The organism is Microbacterium murale (assembly GCF_030815955.1).
GTDB lineage: Bacteria > Actinomycetota > Actinomycetes > Actinomycetales > Microbacteriaceae > Microbacterium > Microbacterium murale_A.
This window is the reverse complement of record NZ_JAUSXK010000001.1, coordinates 4075302-4091941: the sequence shown is the minus strand read 5'-3', so window position 1 is coordinate 4091941 and position 16640 is coordinate 4075302. Positions and strand designations below refer to the sequence as shown.

Here is a 16640-nt window from a genome sequence, read left to right as displayed (position 1 = left end):
ATTCTCCTTTCACCGCTGCGACAGCGATCCCGCCAGGTCAACGCAGTCTTTCTGCACCGGCACACCCCGAGGCGACCTGTCCACTGACGTCAGGATTCCGGCATCTGCGGGGGCGGCCGCACCCTTAGCGTGGCGGGGTGCCAGCGACTGAGAAGGTGCCCGCGTCTTCGGGTGCGCCTGTGCCCGCGCGGTCGCGACTGCGCCTGAGCATCGGCGCTGCGGTCGTGCTCGGGCTCGTCGTGCTGTCGGCGGCGGTCGGGCTCGGCATCATGCGCGGCCAGGCGCAGCCGGTGCAGACCGTGCCGTTGTCGGAGGCGTCGGACGAGGTCGCCGTCGATGGCGAGTTGTACGTGCATGTGCTCGGACAGGTCGCGCACCCCGGCCTTTACCTGCTCGAGCTCGATGCGCGTGTCGTCGACGCTCTCGCCGCAGCCGGAGGAACGCTTGCCGATGCCGATCTGCAGGCCGTGAACCTCGCGCGCCCGCTCAGTGATGGCGAGCAGCTGATCGTGCCCGTGGCAGGGGCCGCGGGGGCCCCAGGGGCCCCGGGTGCGGAAGGAGGAACGACGCCGCCGGTGGGCGATGGACTGATCGACCTGAACAACGCCGATCAGGCGGCGCTGGAGACGCTTCCGCGCATCGGACCGGCGCTGGCGCAGCGGATCATCGAATGGCGCGACACGAACGGCCGCTTCCAGTCGGTGGACGACCTTCTCGCTGTACCGGGCATCGGGGAGAAGATGCTCGCGGGGCTCGCGGAGCTGGTGCGCGTGTGACGGCCGGCATCCGCGCGCGAGATCTGCGGCTCGTACCGATCGCGATCGGCGTGTGGGCCGCGGCGCTGGTGTGTGCGTTCCTGCCCGGTACCGCCTGGTGGTGCGCGGCGGGCGGCGCGCTTGTCGGCGGTGCGGCGTTCGGGCGGCTCGCGCGTGCGCACAAAGGCGGTGTCGCGCGGGCGGGAGGGGGTCTGCTGGCGGTTGTGGCGCTGGCCGCGACGGCGACCGCGATGACGGCGGGCTTCGCGATGCCGCAGCGGTCGAGTGCTGCAGAGCTGGACGGGCGGGTGATCGACGTCTACGCGGAGATCTCCTCGTCATCCGCGGCAGGGAGCGATGGACGGCTGTGGTTCGACGCGCAGACGAGTCACGCCGGGATCCCGTCAGGACCCGAGCCCTTGACCGTGCCGATCCGGATCGGAGTGGAGCGGGTGCCAGGGCTGGATCTGGGGGCCGCGATCCGCGTCACGGGGCAGGTGAAGGTGACGGATCCGGGAGAGCGCGCAGCGCTCGTGATGTTCGGAACGGAGGTGGAGGTCCTGACGCCGGCGCAGGGGATCTTCGGTGTCGCGGCGCAAGTACGAGAGGACTTCGTGGAGCGCGCCATCCGTCTTCCCGAGCCCGGCGCAGGTCTGCTGCCGGGACTTGCGGTCGGGGACACCCGTGCCGTGACGCAGGAACTCGACGACGCCATGCTCGCGTCCGGGCTCAGCCACCTCACCGCCGTCAGCGGCGCGAACTGTGCGATCGTGGTGGGCGCAGTGTTCTGGCTGGTCTCGCTGTGCGGCGGAGGTCGAACTCTCAGGGTGGTCATCGCGCTCACCGCTCTTGCGGCCTTCGTCGTGCTCGTCACACCGGAGCCGAGCGTGATCAGGGCGGCGGTGATGGCAGCGGTCGCCATGCTGACGGTCCTCTGCGGGCGGCCGAGCGCAGGACTGGGAGTGCTGTGCCTCGCCGTCGCCGCCATTCTCATCGCCGATCCGTGGCTCGCCGCGACGCCGGGATTCGCCCTGTCGGCTGCCGCCACGGCAGCGCTCATCGTGCTCGCACCGCCGCTGGCACGCGGGCTCGCGAGGTGGATGCCGTGGCCGATCGCGCTGGCGATCGCGATCCCGCTCGCGGCCCAACTGGTCTGCGGGCCGATCATCGCAATGTTCTCCGAGCAGCAGTCGATCATCGCGATAGTCGCGAACATGGTCGCCGGTCCTGCGGCTCCCATCGCGACGGTGATCGGTCTGCTCGCGTGCCTGGCGGCATCCGTCCCTCCGCTGGCCGATCTGCTGGCCGTATGCGCCTGGCTGCCTGCGGCGTGGATCTCGACCACTGCGACGGTGTCTGCCGGTCTTCCCAATGCGCAGGTCGCCGTGATACCCGGCATCCCGGCTGCGCTGCTGGTGGCGGTGCTGAGTGCGGCCATCGGTGTGGTTCTCAGTGTGGACGGGATCGCCGCGAGACGCGGCGTGCGCCGAGTGTCGATCGTCGTGCTCGTCGTCGCGGTCGCATTGGCCGGGGCGCGGATGCTGCTGACCGGACCGCTCGTCGGCACGACGGTGCCGGAGGCCTGGGCGATCGCGGCCTGCGACGTCGGCCAGGGGGACGCGCTGGTGGTGCGGTCAGAACAGCAGGTGGCGCTGATCGACACCGGGATGGAGACCGAACCGCTGTCGACGTGTCTGAACGCACTCGGAGTCGGCAGGATCGATCTGCTGGTGCTGACGCACTTCGATGCCGACCACGTGGGCGCGGCGGCGTCCGTCGTGGGCCGCGTCGGCACAGTGCTGCACGGACCGGTGGGAGAGACCGAGGACGCCCACCTGCTGAGCGATCTGGAAGACGGGGGCGCGACGCTCGTCGAAGCATCGACCGGCATGCGCGGCACGCTGGGCGCGGCATCCTGGACTGTGCTGTGGCCGCGAAAGGACTCTGCTGCGTTTCCCGCGGGCAACGACGCCAGTGTCGTGGTCGAATTCGACGGGGGAGAGGTGCCGCGCTCGCTCTTCCTCGGCGACCTCTCTGCCACGCCTCAGCGGATGCTGCGCGATCAACTCCGCGGCACGTACGCGGTGGTGAAGGTCGCGCATCACGGCAGCGCCGATCAGGACACCGGGCTCTACGAGCTCCTGCGGCCCGCTGTCGCGATCTTCAGCGCCGGAGCGGATAACGACTACGGTCATCCCCGCGCCGAGACCCTGGCGCTCCTGGAGGCAGTTGGCGCCGTTGCGCTGCGCACCGACCAGCAGGGCAGGATTCTGGTGGGCGAGGTCGGTGACGAGCTCATGCTGTGGTCCGAGCGCGCAGCGGAGCCCGACGAATCCGGTCAGCCTGCCGCACCCGCCGACGACCCGGTCGATGTCGACGACCCCCGGTAGGCTGGCCTGATGGCAGCTCCTCGTTCCTCAGCCCGTGGTGGTGCGAAGGCGACGAAGATACCGCAGGTATCGTGGCGCGACCCTCGACCTGCACCGCTCGTGCTCGTCTTCGGCCCCGAAGAGGTCTGCGCGGAGCGCGCGATCGCCGGCATCCGCGACTACCTCCGCGCTGAAGATCCAGCACTCGAGATCAGCGACGTGCGCGCAGACGACTACGCTCCCGGGACGCTCCTGTCACTCACTTCGCCCTCGCTGTTCGGCGAGCCGCGATTGGTTCGTGTCTCCGGCGTGGAGAAGTGCTCAGATGCATTCCTGCAGGAGGCGGTGTCGTACCTGGCCAACCCTCAGGAGGGCGCGACCGTGCTGCTGCGCCACACCGGTGCGAGCGTACGCGGCAAGAAACTGCTCGACGCGCTGCGCGCCGGTACCGGCGGCGGTATCGAGATCCCGTGCCTCGCGGTGAAGCGCGACGGAGATCGCGTCGACTTCGCGGCGGGCGAGTTCGCAGCGGCGAAGAAGCGCATCGCTCCGTCAGCGCTCAGGGCGCTGGTGTCGGCGTTCGCAGACGACCTGACCGAACTCGCGGCGGCGTGCCAGCAGCTGATCCGCGACGTCGACGGAGACATCGCCGAGGAGACGGTCACCAAGTACTACGGCGGTCGGGTGGAAGTGTCGGCATTCGTCGTCGCCGACACAGCGATCGCCGGCCGTTACGGGGAGGCTCTCGTGGCGCTGCGGCACGCACTCGACTCCGGTGCTGATCCGGTTCCGATGGTCGCGGCGTTCGCCATGAAGTTGCGGACGATGGCACGCGTCGCCGGCCAGCGCGAACCCAGCAGGAGCCTCGCGCAGCGCCTGGGTATGAAGGACTGGCAGGTCGATCGCGCCAGGCGCGACCTCAGCGGATGGAACGAGCGTTCATTGGGCCTCGCGATCCAGGCGACTGCGCGTGCGGATGCCGAGGTCAAAGGCGCGGCGCGCGATCCGATCTTCGCGCTGGAGCGCATGGTGACGGTCATCGCCACCCGCGCACCGTTCGGGGAGTGACCCGAACCCCGGTCTCCCCGGTCCCGGCAGGGCACGGGTGGCAGGCCCCATGAGATCGGGGCGGCACACTTGCAGGGCGGATGCACGGATGCAGGCCCGATCCTCGGCGTTTCGCCCTGCATTCGTACGATCTCCCTGCAAGTGTGCAGCGCGAGTGCACGGAGAACGAAAGAACCCGCCCCAAAGGGACGGGTTCTTTCGAGAAGTTATTCAGCTCAGAGAGCGGCGACCTGCTTGGCGATCGACGACTTGCGGTTCGCTGCCTGGTTCTCGTGCAGCACACCCTTGCTGACGGCCTTGTCGAGCTTCTTCGACGCGACCTTCAGCGCTGCCTCGGCAGCAGCCTTGTCGCCCTTGGCGATGGCCTCGCGGGTACCGCGGACGAGGGTCTTGAGTTCGCTCTTGACGGCCTTGTTGCGCGCCGTAGCCTTCTCGTTGGTCTTGTTGCGCTTGATCTGCGACTTGATGTTTGCCACGCGTGGAAACTTTCGTTCAGGGATGGATGGGATTTGTCGTAAGCAGAAGAGGGCTGCTGTTCGACGGTCGTGAGGGACGAACTCTCACGCAAGCCAAGAACCCACTCTACCAGGTCTGCCAGATTCCCTCGCGCGCCACTGTCGCAGTGCCCGATGGATGCGGCATGCTGAGCGCTATCGACTGAAGGAGTCATCCATGGCGGATGCAGCTGATCGAATCCTCCCTGTCCCGACCGGAATCCGCTGGTCGGCGGCGACCGCGGCCTTCCAGATCGAGGGCGCGCGGCGCGCGGACGGCCGCGGACGTTCCATCTGGGATGACTTCGTCGACACCACCGGCCTGGTCAGAGACGGTTCGACGGCAGAGCCCGGACCCGACAGCTACCACCGCAGCGGTGAGGACATCGGGCTGCTGCAGAGCCTCGGGGTCGACCGATACCGCTTCTCGATCTCGTGGGTGCGGGTGCAGCCTGACGGCCACGGCGCGGGTGTTCCTGCGGGCGTCGCCTACTACGATCGACTGGTCGACGGACTCCTCGACGCAGGGGTGGAGCCGTTTCCCACCCTGTATCACTGGGATCTGCCGTCTGCCCTCGAGGCCGGAGGGGGCTGGCTCTCGAGAGACACCGTCGACCGATTCGCCGAGTACACCGAGATCATGGCAGATGCCCTCGGAGATCGTGTGAAGAGCTGGTACACGATCAATGAACCGGTCTCGACATCGCTGCAGGGCTATGCCGTGGGCGAGCTCGCGCCGGGGCGGCACCTCCTCTTCGACTCGCTGCCCACCGTGCACCATCAACTGCTCGCTCACGGTCGCGCGGCGGGCATCCTGCGCGAGCGGGGCGCCGCGGAGGTCGGCATCGTGAACAATCACACGTGGGTGCAGCCGGCGACGGACTCCGAGGCGGATCAGACCGCCGCCCACTTGTACGACATGATCCACAACCAGCTGTTCGCCGATCCGGTTCTGACCGGCGCCTACCCTGATCTCACTCCGCTCGGCGTCGAACTGCCTGTGCAGGACGGCGACATGGAGATCATCGGCACGCCATCCGAGTTCTACGGGGTGAACTTCTACAACCCCACGACGATCGCCGCGGCACCGGAGGGCGCACCGGTGCCCTTCGTGCAGGTTCCGACTCCCGGTGTCGCGCACACCGGCTTCGGCGAGCTGTGGGGAATCGCGCCGCGCGCGCTCACCGAGTTCCTGACGGATGCTGCGCGCAGATACGGCGACCGGCTGCCACCCGTCATCATCGGCGAGAACGGAGCCTCGTTCCCGGAGCCGGATGAGGTCGACGGCCCGCTGCATGACCCGCTGCGGATCGACTACCTCGCCTCGCACATCGGTGCCGTTGCGGATGCTGTCGCCCATGGCGTTCGTGTCGACGAGTACACCGTATGGAGCCTGCTCGACAACTTCGAATGGGCGGACGGCTTCAGTCAGCGCTTCGGTCTCGTCCATGTGGATCACGAGACGTCCGCACGCACCCCTAAAGCCTCGTACGAGTGGTACCGCACGTTGATCGCGGAGTCGCGATCATGAAGTCCCTGATGCCGCGCGACGGTCGAGTCGGTGGGGGATGGCTGACGCTGTTCGCGGTGGCTTGGCTTGCGGTCTGGACGGTGCAGCTGACACCTGTGCAACTGCTGCTTCCTCTACAGCTGGACACGCCTGGGGGCGAGCGCGACTGGATCACCGGTGTCGTCTGGTCCGGACTGATCCTCTCGGTCGGCGGCATCGCCGGAGTGATCGCCGGGCCCATCGCCGGCATGCTCTCGGATCGCACTGGCTCGCGCTGGGGAAGACGGCGACCTTGGGCGATCGGCGGCTCTGTGCTGACTGCAGCATCCCTCCTGCTCACGGGATCCGCCACAGAACCACTGGGCGTCGGTGCGGCCTGGGTCGGCGTATCCGTCGGCATCGCTGTGGTCTCGGCTGCGTTCACGGCGATGATCGCCGATCAGGTCTTCGCACAGCGCGGCGCCGCATCGGCGCTGGTGAGTTCTGCACAGGCTGTCGGCATCGTCGTCGGCGTCGGAGCCGTCGTGCTGCTCGGACTCGGAATCGGTGCGAGCTACGTCGTGCTCGCAGGGTTCATCCTCGTGGTGGGGGTGGGCGCCGCGGTGCTGCTGCCGGACCCGCCGGTCGCGTGGACGAAGCCCGTCGCCCGTCGGAGCTGGCGCGATGAGACGAGTGTTCTCCGTGACCGCGACTTCATGTGGGTGCTGGCCAGTCGTCTGACGGTGAACATCGGCAACGCCCTCGGCACGGCGCTGCTGCTGTTCTTCCTGCTCTACGGCGTCGGGTCCCCGGCGGCGACCGCGGAAGACGACCTGCTGGTGCTGATCGTGATCTACACGATCTTCGTGGTGGCTGCTTCCCTCGTCGCCGGCTCCGTGTCCGACCGCACCGGCAGACGCAAGCCGATCGTCATCGTCGCGGCGCTGGTACAGGCATTGTCGGCTGTCATGATCCTCGTCTCACCGACCTTCATCGGCACCGCGATCGCCGCTGCAGTCATGGGTGTCGGATATGGCGCGTTCATGGCCGTCAGCCTCGCCCTCGCCACCGACCTGCTCCCGCGGGTCGAGGATCATGCGCGTGACCTCGGCATCGTCAACGTGTCTGCCAGCCTCGGCCAGCTGCTGGGGCCGCTCATCGGAGCGGGACTGGTGGCCATGGTCGGTGGATTCTGGCTGCTGTTCCTCGCAGCCGGCATCCTGTCGGTGCTCGGCGCCATCATGACGGTTGCGGTACGCCCTTCTCGAGAGTCGCGACTGCCACGTCCAGCAGTGCGTTGAACACGCGCGGACGCATAGCAGTGACGAGGTGCGAGGTGCGCGGCACGACGATGAGCTCGGAGTGCGGCGCGAGCCGCTGGAACAGCCGTTCCTGCGGACGCAGCTGGTCGAACTGCCCGTTGATCCACCACACCGGCATCCGCAATCGGTGCACATCCGCGGCGAGGTCGAGAGTGCTGAGACTCGCGAGTGCGACATCCTGTGCGTCGAAGGCGTAGCCGCCGGCAGCGAAATCAGCACGCGTCTCCTCGGGAAGCGTCGCGGCGAGCACCTGCGTGGTCAGCCAGAGGCCCTTATCAGGAAGCGCGTTGAATCTGCGTGCGAGAAAGCGATATGCAGCGAGCCCGGCGCCCCGGGGGAACGCCGTGCATGACGCGCCGATGAACCCCGCGACCGGGGGAGGATCCTCGGCGCCTGCATAGGCGATCGAGACCAGACCTCCCATGGAATGACCTACGAGCAGCACAGGGCCGCGAGTCGCGGCATCCCTCACTGCGTCGTCGATCGTCGCCATCGCGGCCTCGATAACGAACGCCTCAGCGATGCGGGAGCCGTGACCGGGCAGATTGACCGCGGTGGCTGCGACTCCGCGCTCGGCGAGATGCGCGAGTTGTGCGCGCCACATGGTGGCGGAGGTGCGGATGCCGTGCACGAAGACGACCTGGATGCTCATGGCTCCAGCATAGGAAAAGCGGGGCCGGTGGATGACCCACCGACCCCGCCTGCGTGTGATGCGTGGTGCTTACTTCTCCCAGCCCACGTTCTCCACCGGGGTGACACCGAACCCGTCCAGGCCCACGTAGGGCTCAGGGGTCAGGTTCGCCAGGCCGGTCTTGACAGCGAAGACGGAAGGACCGTTGTAGAGCGGGATGAGGCCCCAGTCCTGGAAGATCTCTGCCTCGAGCTTCAGAGCAGCAGCAGTCTGCTCCTCAGCGGTCGGCAGGGACTCGACCTCGTCATGGATGCGCTGGTCCATCTCGGGCGTCTGCACACCTGAGAGGTTCAGACCCATGTCCGTGCAGTACAGCTGGCAGAACCAGGCGGCACCGAACGGGTCGGAGGAGCTGAACCGGAGCGACGAGACGTCCCAGTTCATCGTGTTGTAGTCGTTCGAGAAGTCGGTCGAAGGACGCACGTCGACCTGCAGGTCGATACCGACCTCCTTCATCTGAGCCTGGAGCGACTTCGCGATCGCTTCCTGCGTCGGGCTGTCACTCCACACGGGGAACACGACCGAGAGCTTCTCGCCGTCCTTCTCGCGGACGCCGTCTTCGCCTTCGGTCCAGCCGGCCTCGTCGAGGAGCTTCTTGGACTCGTCGGGGTTGAACTCCCAGCCGGCCTCTTCGAGGGCGTTGGAGTATCCGGGCTGGAACGGGAACAGCGTGAGAGAGCCCGAGGGCTCCTCCTCGTAACCGAGACCGTTCCAGGCGATCTCCTTCTGCTGGTCGATGTTGATCGCCTTGAAGAACGCCTCGCGGACCTTGACGTCCTGGAACTGCGGCTTCGTGGAATCGACCTGGATCAGCGTGTTCGCGGTCTGGGTGGCACGGTAGATCGTGATGTCTTCCATGTCCTTGACCTGCTCGAGGCGGTCCTTGGAGTTGACCTCGACCGAGTCGATCTCATCGGCCTTGAATGCGTTGATCGATGCTGCCGCGTCCATGCCCTGGAACGAGACGTTGTCGAGCAGCGGCTCGTCGCCCCACCACTCCGGGTTCGGAACGAAGGAGATGAAGTCCGCATTCGCGTCGAACTCGTCGATCGTGTACGGGCCCGCGCCCCATTCGGCGTGCGGGTTGTCGATCATTGCCTCGTTGAAGGTCGTCGGATCAGCCAGCGCGGGGTGGATGATGCCCGTCAGGAACGGCATCTCCGGCCAGGCGAACTCGCCGTCGAAGGTGACGATCGCGGTCTTCGCGGTGTCGCCCTGTTCGACGGACTTGATGGCCTTGTAGCCGTCGGTCGCGTTCGGGTTGAAGCCCTCGTCGGAGGAGCGGTTGGCCTTCCACGTGGCGTCGATGGCGGTCCAGTCCATGTCGGTGCCGTCGTTCCAGTGCGCCTCATCCGTGAAGGTGAAGGTGATCTGGGTGTTGCCGTCGACGGTATCGATCTTCCACTCGTCGAGGTAGGCGTCGTGCTTGTACGGCGTGCCGTCAGCCTCCTGGAGGAGGATCTGCGGGTTGTACCAGGCAGCGACACGGGCGGTGTCCGCCGATGCATCGCCGTTGAACGAGTTCAGCTGCTCCGGGATCTCTTGGATCGGGAAGCGGGCTTCGCCGCCGGTCTGGAGCGCGTCGCGATCCTGCGGGTTGTAGTCGGCCGCCTTGGTCTCTACGGTCTCTCCGCCACCGTCGCCACCGTCATCGCCGGTGCCGGTCGCGCAGCCCGCGAGGGCAAGTGCGAGGACTCCGCTGAACGCGATCGCCCCCATCAGCTTGTGCTGCTTCATGGTTCTCCTTCCGCCTTTCGGCGTGTCATAAAGGGAAGAATAGTTCGGACACCCGCCGAATTCGCGTGGTCGCAGTGAATCGCGCCTAACTGTTATCGGACGGTGACCAGCCGTTACCGGCAGGAAACACGATCAGACTGTCGAGGCCTCGGCCTGCATCGTGTCCGGGTTGAAGGTGAGCCGCTCACGGGTGCGTTCGATATCGGGATCCGGCACCGGGATCGCCGACAGCAGAGCCTTTGTATAGGGATGCTGCGGGTTCTCGAAGATGTCGTCGACGTCGCCGTGCTCGACGAAGTCGCCGAGATACATCACAGCGACCCGATCGGCGATGTGACGCACCACCGAGAGGTCGTGCGCGACGAACAGGTACGAGACGCCCAGTTTGACCTTGAGCTCGTCGAGCAGGTTGATCACGCCCGCTTGGATCGACACATCGAGCGCCGACACAGGTTCGTCGAGGACGATGATCTTTGGGTTGGTCGAGAGCGCACGCGCGATGCCGATGCGCTGACGCTGGCCACCGGAGAACGCGCCGGGGAAGCGGTCGATGTGGGCGGGGTTGAGCCCCACCAGATCCATGAGCTCCTTGACGCGTCGATGCACCTCGTCCTTGGCGGTGCCGATCGCGCGCAGCGGTTCTGCGATGACGTCGGCGACGGTCATACGCGGGTCCAGTGCGCCCATCGGGTCCTGGAAGACGATCTGGATGTCGCGGCGCACCTTGCGCTCGATGGAGTGGCTCGTGATGTCGTTGACGCTCGTGCCGTTGATGATGATGTCGCCGTCGTGCTGCTTGACGAGGTCCATGATCTGCAGCAGCGTCGTCGTCTTGCCGCTGCCGGATTCGCCGACGATGGCCATCGTCTCGCCTTCGCGGACGTCGAAGGTCACGTTCTTGACCGCGTGCACCTCGCCGACCTTGCGCTTGAAGAACGCGCCCTTCATGAGCGGGAACACCTTGTTCATGTTGCGCACGTCGAGCGTGATCGGGCGCTGCTCACGCGGCGTACGGGTCAGGTCGCTCTCCGGAATCTCCGGAACGGGGTAGACCGGGAGCCCGCCGATGAGGCCGTTCTCATCAATCTCGTGGGCGCGGATGCAGGCGGCCTGGTGTGCGACTCCGGTCAGAGACGGCACATCGACGAGATCGGGCTCGCGCTGTCGGCATGCATCCATCACGATCGGGCAGCGATCGGCGAACGGACATGCGTCAGGCAGGTTGATCAGCAGCGGTGGGTTGCCCTTGATCGGGGTCAGCGGCTCTTTCTCCGCCTTGTCGACACGGGGGATCGCGCCCAGCAGGCCGATGGAATACGGCATGCGGGTGTTGTGGAAGAGCTCGCCGACGGCGGCGTGCTCGATCGGCTTGCCGGCGTACATCACCATGACGTCATCGGCAAGACGGGCGACGACACCCATGTCGTGGGTGATCATGATGGTCGCAGCGCCGGTTTCGGCCTGCGCCTTCTCGATGAGATCGAGAATCTGCGCCTGAATCGTCACGTCGAGAGCCGTCGTGGGCTCGTCCGCGATGATCAGTTTCGGGTTGTTCGCCATCGCGATCGCGATGACGACACGCTGACGCATACCACCGGAGAACTCATGCGGGAATCCCTTCATGCGCTTCTCCGGCTGTGTGATGCCGACCACTCGCAGGAGCTCGATCGAACGATCCCACGCTTCCTGCTTCGACATGCTGCGATGCACCGTGAGCGCTTCGATCAGTTGATCGCCGACCGTGAAGACCGGCGTCAGCGAGGTCAGCGGGTCCTGGAAGATCATCGCGATGCCGTTGCCGCGGATGACCGACATCTGCTTGTCGGACTTGCCCAGCAGCTCCTGGCCGTCGTAGATGATCGATCCAGAGACACGGGCGTTCTCGTCGAGCAGGCCCATGATCGCGAGCGATGTGACGGACTTGCCGGAGCCGGATTCACCCACGATGCCGAGGGTCTTGCCTGCTTCGAGGTCGAAGGAGACACCGCGGACGGCGTCGACGCGCCCTGCTTCAGAGGGGAAGCTGACCGTGAGATCACGAACGGAGAGAACAGTGCTCATGCGCGGCCTCCTGCTGCCGAAGTGGGATCGAGGGCGTCACGCAGTCCATCGGCGACGAGCGCCATGGAAACAGTGAGCAGCGTCAGTGCGGCTGCGGGGAAGTAGAACAGCCAGGGGGCGCTGGTGATCGTGTTCGCCCCTGAGCCGATGAGCGAGCCGAGCGAGACGTCCGGGATCTTGACACCGAACCCGATGAACGAAAGTCCCGTCTCGGCCATGACGGCGCCGACGATGCCGAGGGTGAAGTTGATGACGAGCAGCGAACCGATGTTCGGCAGCAGATGGCGGACGACGATCGTCATACCGCGGACGCCCATGTAGCGGGCGGCATGGATGTACTCGCGCTCGCGCAGCGAGAGCGCCGTCGTCCAGATCACGCGGGCCGGGAAGTACCAGCCGACGACGAAGATCATGATGAGCGCGATGACTCGCCAGTCGCCACCGGAACGGTTCGACATGAGCGAGAGGATCAGGAAGCTCGGGATCACCATCATGAAGTGGATGACGGTGAGCGTGATCTTCTCGGTCCAGCCGCCGAAGTACGCGGCAGCCGTACCGACCAGGGCCGAGATGATCGTCGTTCCGACTGACACGGTCACGGCGATCATGAGCGAGCGCTGCAGGCCGATAGCGACCTGAGCGAAGGTGTCGTTACCCGACGCTGTCGTGCCGAACCAATGCTCGGCGGACGGTGGCGTGCCCAGATTCAGGAAGTCGAGCTCGATGTGGTCGTACTTCGCGATGAGGGGCGCGATGATCGCGAACAGCACCAGCAGGATGAAGATCACGATGCCGCCGACGGCGGGCTTGTTGCGCATGAATCGCCGTGTGTACAGCGTCCATTTCGACAGTGCCTTGCCATCGGACTTCACCGGGAGTACCGGGTCTGCGGGTGCCTCGACAGTGGGGTCGATCATTTCACTCATGCTCAGCTCACCCTCACTCGGGGATCGAGAACGACGACCACGATGTCGGAGAGGATGGCTCCGAGTGCGGTCAGGAGACCGGCGAACGCCGCGGTGGCGACGACGCCGTTGATGTCGCTCTTCGTGATGGTCTCGATGAAGTACTTGCCCATGCCGTTCCACGCGAAGATCGTCTCGGTGAGCACCGCGCCGGTGAAGACGGCGGGGATGCTGAATGCGACCTGCGTGGCCACGGGGATGAGGGATGTGCGCAGCGCATGCTTGCGGATCGCCTGCTGCTTGGTCAGCCCCTTGGCCCGCGCGGTGCGCACGTAGTCGGCGTTGATGTTGTCGAGCAGCAGTGAGCGCTGCAGGAAGTGCGTGCCGGCGTAGCCGACGATAACGAGTCCGATGGTCGGCAGGGCGAGATGCTGCAGCGCGTCTATCAGGACGGGGAAGAATCCTTCCACGCCCTTGCTGGAGGAACCGGTCACGTAGAAGACGCGAACGCCGAGCCAGTCGTTCAGCGCGATCGCGAGGAGCACGAGACCGAGGGCCGCCACGATGACGTTGATGTTCATCGTGATGATCGAGGTCGCCTGACCGATGCGGTCCGCGAGCTTGTACTGCCGCGATGCGGTGTAGACGCCGAGCGCGATGCCGAGGACGGTCATGATGATCGTGGCGCCGAGCACGAGCTCCGCGCTGACCCACATCCGGTAGGCGACCTGTTCGTTCACAGAGCCGCCGGTCGGGCTCACTCCCCAGTCCCAGCGCAGGACGATGCCGGTGATCCAGTTCCACCACCGCTCGAGGATCGGCACGGTGTCGCTGAGATTGCGCGGCTCGAGGAGGTTGTTGATCTGCTCTTCACTGAGCGGGGGCCTGCGACCGACGAAGTTGTTCCGCGGGTTGAGGAATCCCCAAGCCAGGAAGTACGTGATGTTGGTCGCGACCACGATCATCAACAGCCAGCCGAGGGTACGGCGGAGGAGATACTTGATCAAGGTTTTGTCTTTCTCTTTTACAGACGCGCTCGGGATCACCGACGCAACGCTGAATCGGGAGGATCGCTCGTGGCACTCAGTCTCACAGATCTGAACCAAGGCAACCTCGGGAGACTATCACTCGTCAAGCCGAATCGGGGATTAGGGCCTCCTGAACGTAGAATCGTCGAGACATGTCCCCACGCGCTCTCACTCCGCTCTCGCCTGCCGCGACGCCGCCTTCGCAGATCCGCAACTTCTGCATCATCGCCCACATCGATCACGGCAAGTCGACCCTTGCCGACCGCATGCTCCAGATCACCGGTGTGGTCTCCGATCGAGACATGCGCGCGCAGTATCTGGACCGCATGGACATCGAGCGCGAGCGTGGGATCACGATCAAGAGCCAGGCGGTGCGGATGCCGTGGCAGGACGAGTCCCAGACGTTCGCGCTGAACATGATCGACACTCCGGGGCACGTCGACTTCACTTACGAGGTGTCTCGCTCGCTGGCCGCGTGCGAGGGCGCCATCCTGCTCGTGGATGCGGCACAGGGAATCGAGGCGCAGACGCTGGCGAACCTGTACTTGGCGCTGGAGAACGACCTGCACATCATCCCGGTGCTGAACAAGATCGATCTGCCTGCTGCTGACCCTGACAAGTTCGCCAAGGAGCTCGCAGACCTCATCGGCGGCCAGCCGGAAGACGTGCTGCGCGTCTCGGGCAAGACCGGCGTGGGTGTCGAAGAGCTGCTCGACCGGATCGTACGAGACATCCCGGCTCCGAAGGGGGACGCGGATGCTCCGGCGAGAGCCATGATCTTCGACTCCGTCTATGACGCGTACCGCGGAGTCGTGACCTACGTGCGCATGATCGACGGCAGCCTGTCTCCCCGTGAGCGCATCCAGATGATGTCGACGCACGCGAACCACGAGCTCTTGGAGATCGGTGTCTCGAGCCCGGAGCCCGTCCCATCCGGCGGCCTGGGCGTCGGTGAGGTGGGCTACCTCATCACCGGCGTGAAGGACGTGCGCCAGTCGAAGGTCGGCGACACCGTCACGACCAGCCGTGGAGGGGCCACGCAGGCGCTGCCCGGTTACACCGACCCGAAGCCGATGGTGTACTCGGGGCTGTACCCGATCGACGGCAGCGACTATTCGGAACTGCGTGAAGCACTCGACAAGCTGAAGCTCTCCGACGCATCCCTCGTGTACGAGCCCGAGACGTCGGTGGCGCTCGGCTTCGGCTTCCGATGCGGGTTCCTCGGACTCCTTCATCTGGAGATCATCACGGAACGGTTGACGCGCGAGTTCGATCTCGACCTCATCACCACCGCGCCCAGTGTGATCTATGAGGTCACGACCGACACCGGCGAGAAGGTCATCGTCACGAACCCGAGTGAGTACCCGGATGGGCGTGTCGCCTCTGTCGCGGAGCCGATGGTGAAAGCCGCGATCCTCTTGCCGAAGGACTACGTCGGCACAGTCATGGAGCTGTGCCAGTCGCGCCGCGGCGCGCTGCTGGGTATGGAGTACTTCTCCGAGGAGCGCGTCGAGCTGCGCTACAACATGCCGCTCGGCGAGATCGTCTTCGACTTCTTCGATCACCTGAAGTCGAAGACCCAGGGGTACGCCAGCCTCGACTACGAGCCCTCCGGCCAGCAGGACGCTGATCTCGTCAAGGTCGATGTGCTGCTGCAAGGTGACAAGGTCGACGCGTTCAGCGCGATCGTGCACCGCGACAAGGCGTACGCCTACGGCACGCTGATGGCCGAGCGGCTGCGCAAGCTCATCCCTCGCCAGAACTTCGAGGTGCCGATCCAGGCTGCGATCGGCGCTCGAATCATCGCCCGTGAGACCATCCGAGCCCTGCGCAAGGATGTGCTCGCAAAGTGCTACGGCGGTGACATCAGCCGCAAGCGCAAGCTCCTCGAGAAGCAGAAAGAGGGCAAGAAGCGCATGAAGATGGTCGGACGCGTCGAGGTGCCTCAGGAGGCGTTCATCGCTGCGCTCTCCGGCGACGTCGACGGGAAAGATAAGAAGTAGCGATTCGTCTCCCGCGGCGCGGGGGGTGTCCGTTCAGGTAACCCGAAGTAGGCTGGAACTCATGCGGCGCGGGACTTTCCGAGACGATACGGTGGACTATGCCGCCGTCGGGGCGACTCATGCCCCTGACCTGATGCAGTACCCGCCGGAGCGCAGCGTTCCGGCCGAGGACTCCTGGCGAATCGGCAGTGGCGAGGAGCGATTCCGCACTGCCGGTGACGCTCTGCTGTCGTGGACCGCACAGAGAGCGGCCGGACTCAGCATCGAAGATGTGCGCCCAGCCGCCGGACCAGCCTATTCCGGCGTCAGCTTCGACGCCGAAGGCAATCCGATCGCGCCGAGCTCGCGTGAGGTCGAGCAGCGCTTCGACGCCGAGGGCGTGCCTTTCGTGGGGCCGGGCATGACCTTGCGCCTGCACGGCCGTGTTGCGGGAATGCGTGCTGATGCCGAGCTCCGCGTCATCTCCGTGACTGAGGAGTCCCGCCGGATCGGCTTCGTGCTCGGTACGGTCGGCGGCTCTGTCGTGAGCGGTGAAGAGCTGTTCGAGATCGAGTGGCGCGAGGACAACGACGAGGTGTGGTTCACGGTGCGGGCGTTCGACGCGCCGAACGCCTTGGCATATCGAATGGTTCGCGGGCTCGTGAAGCGCCGCCGCAAGGAACTCTTCGCGCGCTACCTCCGTGCGATCTCGCCGCTCTACGCGACGCCGCTGTGATGG

Annotated in this window: 13 protein-coding genes; 7 read left to right on the top strand and 6 right to left on the bottom strand. The window is 65.9% G+C overall.

Annotation, left to right across the window (positions count from 1 at the left end):
• Positions 1–137 precede the first annotated feature (137 nt).
• The 3 genes from QFZ46_RS19880 to holA are packed head-to-tail and all read left to right on the top strand — an operon-like array spanning position 138 to position 4192.
• Positions 138–776, top strand: a complete 639-nt coding sequence (locus QFZ46_RS19880) for a ComEA family DNA-binding protein (protein WP_307364386.1) — start codon at positions 138–140, stop codon at positions 774–776.
• Positions 773–3145, top strand: a complete 2373-nt coding sequence (locus QFZ46_RS19875) for a ComEC/Rec2 family competence protein (protein ID WP_307364383.1) — start codon at positions 773–775, stop codon at positions 3143–3145. The genes QFZ46_RS19880 and QFZ46_RS19875 overlap by 4 nt, the downstream gene beginning before the upstream one ends.
• A gap of 9 nt (positions 3146–3154) precedes the next feature.
• On the top strand, positions 3155–4192 hold the full coding sequence (holA, locus tag QFZ46_RS19870; RefSeq protein ID WP_307364381.1) for a DNA polymerase III subunit delta: 1038 nt from the start codon (positions 3155–3157) through the stop codon (positions 4190–4192).
• Positions 4193–4407: 215 nt separating this feature from the next.
• Here the strand turns inward: holA and rpsT are convergent, their stop codons facing one another.
• On the bottom strand, positions 4408–4668 hold the full coding sequence (gene rpsT / locus QFZ46_RS19865; RefSeq protein WP_033107283.1) for a 30S ribosomal protein S20: 261 nt from the start codon (positions 4666–4668) through the stop codon (positions 4408–4410).
• A gap of 196 nt (positions 4669–4864) precedes the next feature.
• On the opposite strand from rpsT, the gene QFZ46_RS19860 reads away from it, so the two are divergent.
• Both QFZ46_RS19860 and QFZ46_RS19855 read left to right on the top strand, forming a co-directional pair.
• The gene (locus tag QFZ46_RS19860) at positions 4865–6217 is read left to right on the top strand and encodes a GH1 family beta-glucosidase (protein ID WP_307364379.1); all 1353 of its coding nucleotides are present in this window, start codon (positions 4865–4867) and stop codon (positions 6215–6217) included.
• The gene (locus tag QFZ46_RS19855) at positions 6214–7476 is read left to right on the top strand and encodes an MFS transporter (protein ID WP_307364377.1); all 1263 of its coding nucleotides are present in this window, start codon (positions 6214–6216) and stop codon (positions 7474–7476) included. The genes QFZ46_RS19860 and QFZ46_RS19855 overlap by 4 nt, the downstream gene beginning before the upstream one ends.
• Here QFZ46_RS19855 and QFZ46_RS19850 read toward each other — a convergent pair.
• The 5 genes from QFZ46_RS19850 to QFZ46_RS19830 all read right to left on the bottom strand — a co-directional run bounded on the left by QFZ46_RS19850 (position 7415) and on the right by QFZ46_RS19830 (position 13898).
• On the bottom strand, positions 7415–8149 hold the full coding sequence (locus QFZ46_RS19850) for an alpha/beta fold hydrolase (RefSeq protein WP_307364375.1): 735 nt from the start codon (positions 8147–8149) through the stop codon (positions 7415–7417). The two genes, QFZ46_RS19855 and QFZ46_RS19850, sit on opposite strands and share 62 nt — an antisense overlap.
• A gap of 69 nt (positions 8150–8218) precedes the next feature.
• Positions 8219–9925, bottom strand: coding sequence for an ABC transporter family substrate-binding protein (locus tag QFZ46_RS19845; protein WP_307364373.1), 1707 nt, complete (start codon positions 9923–9925; stop codon positions 8219–8221).
• 132 nt (positions 9926–10057) lie between these two features.
• Entirely contained in the window at positions 10058–11986 is a 1929-nt protein-coding gene (locus QFZ46_RS19840; protein ID WP_307364371.1) for an ABC transporter ATP-binding protein, read from the bottom strand.
• A complete protein-coding gene (locus QFZ46_RS19835) occupies positions 11983–12912 on the bottom strand; it encodes an ABC transporter permease (protein ID WP_307364369.1) in 930 nt (309 codons plus the stop codon). Before QFZ46_RS19835 ends, QFZ46_RS19840 begins: the two co-directional genes overlap by 4 nt.
• A gap of 2 nt (positions 12913–12914) precedes the next feature.
• Positions 12915–13898: an ABC transporter permease gene (locus QFZ46_RS19830; RefSeq protein ID WP_307364367.1), complete on the bottom strand. Its 984-nt coding sequence runs from the start codon at positions 13896–13898 to the stop codon at positions 12915–12917.
• Positions 13899–14071: 173 nt separating this feature from the next.
• On the opposite strand from QFZ46_RS19830, the gene lepA reads away from it, so the two are divergent.
• Positions 14072–15922: a translation elongation factor 4 gene (gene lepA / locus QFZ46_RS19825; protein ID WP_307364365.1), complete on the top strand. Its 1851-nt coding sequence runs from the start codon at positions 14072–14074 to the stop codon at positions 15920–15922.
• Between the two features lie 61 nt (positions 15923–15983).
• A complete protein-coding gene (locus QFZ46_RS19820) occupies positions 15984–16637 on the top strand; it encodes a DUF1990 family protein (protein ID WP_307364363.1) in 654 nt (217 codons plus the stop codon).
• The last annotated feature ends 3 nt before the right edge of the window (positions 16638–16640 follow it).

What these genes read in the sequence shown, in the direction of transcription:
- holA (WP_307364381.1), top strand. Translation starts at nt 3,155, where the DNA reads ATGGCAGCTCCTCGTTCCTCAGCCCGTGGTGGTGCGAAGGCGACGAAG.
- QFZ46_RS19860 (WP_307364379.1), top strand. Translation starts at nt 4,865, where the DNA reads ATGGCGGATGCAGCTGATCGAATCCTCCCTGTCCCGACCGGAATCCGC.
- QFZ46_RS19855 (WP_307364377.1), top strand. Translation starts at nt 6,214, where the DNA reads ATGAAGTCCCTGATGCCGCGCGACGGTCGAGTCGGTGGGGGATGGCTG.
- QFZ46_RS19850 (WP_307364375.1), bottom strand. Translation starts at nt 8,149, where the DNA reads ATGAGCATCCAGGTCGTCTTCGTGCACGGCATCCGCACCTCCGCCACC.
- QFZ46_RS19845 (WP_307364373.1), bottom strand. Translation starts at nt 9,925, where the DNA reads ATGAAGCAGCACAAGCTGATGGGGGCGATCGCGTTCAGCGGAGTCCTC.
- QFZ46_RS19840 (WP_307364371.1), bottom strand. Translation starts at nt 11,986, where the DNA reads ATGAGCACTGTTCTCTCCGTTCGTGATCTCACGGTCAGCTTCCCCTCT.
- QFZ46_RS19835 (WP_307364369.1), bottom strand. Translation starts at nt 12,912, where the DNA reads ATGAGTGAAATGATCGACCCCACTGTCGAGGCACCCGCAGACCCGGTA.
- lepA (WP_307364365.1), top strand. Translation starts at nt 14,072, where the DNA reads ATGTCCCCACGCGCTCTCACTCCGCTCTCGCCTGCCGCGACGCCGCCT.
- QFZ46_RS19820 (WP_307364363.1), top strand. Translation starts at nt 15,984, where the DNA reads ATGCGGCGCGGGACTTTCCGAGACGATACGGTGGACTATGCCGCCGTC.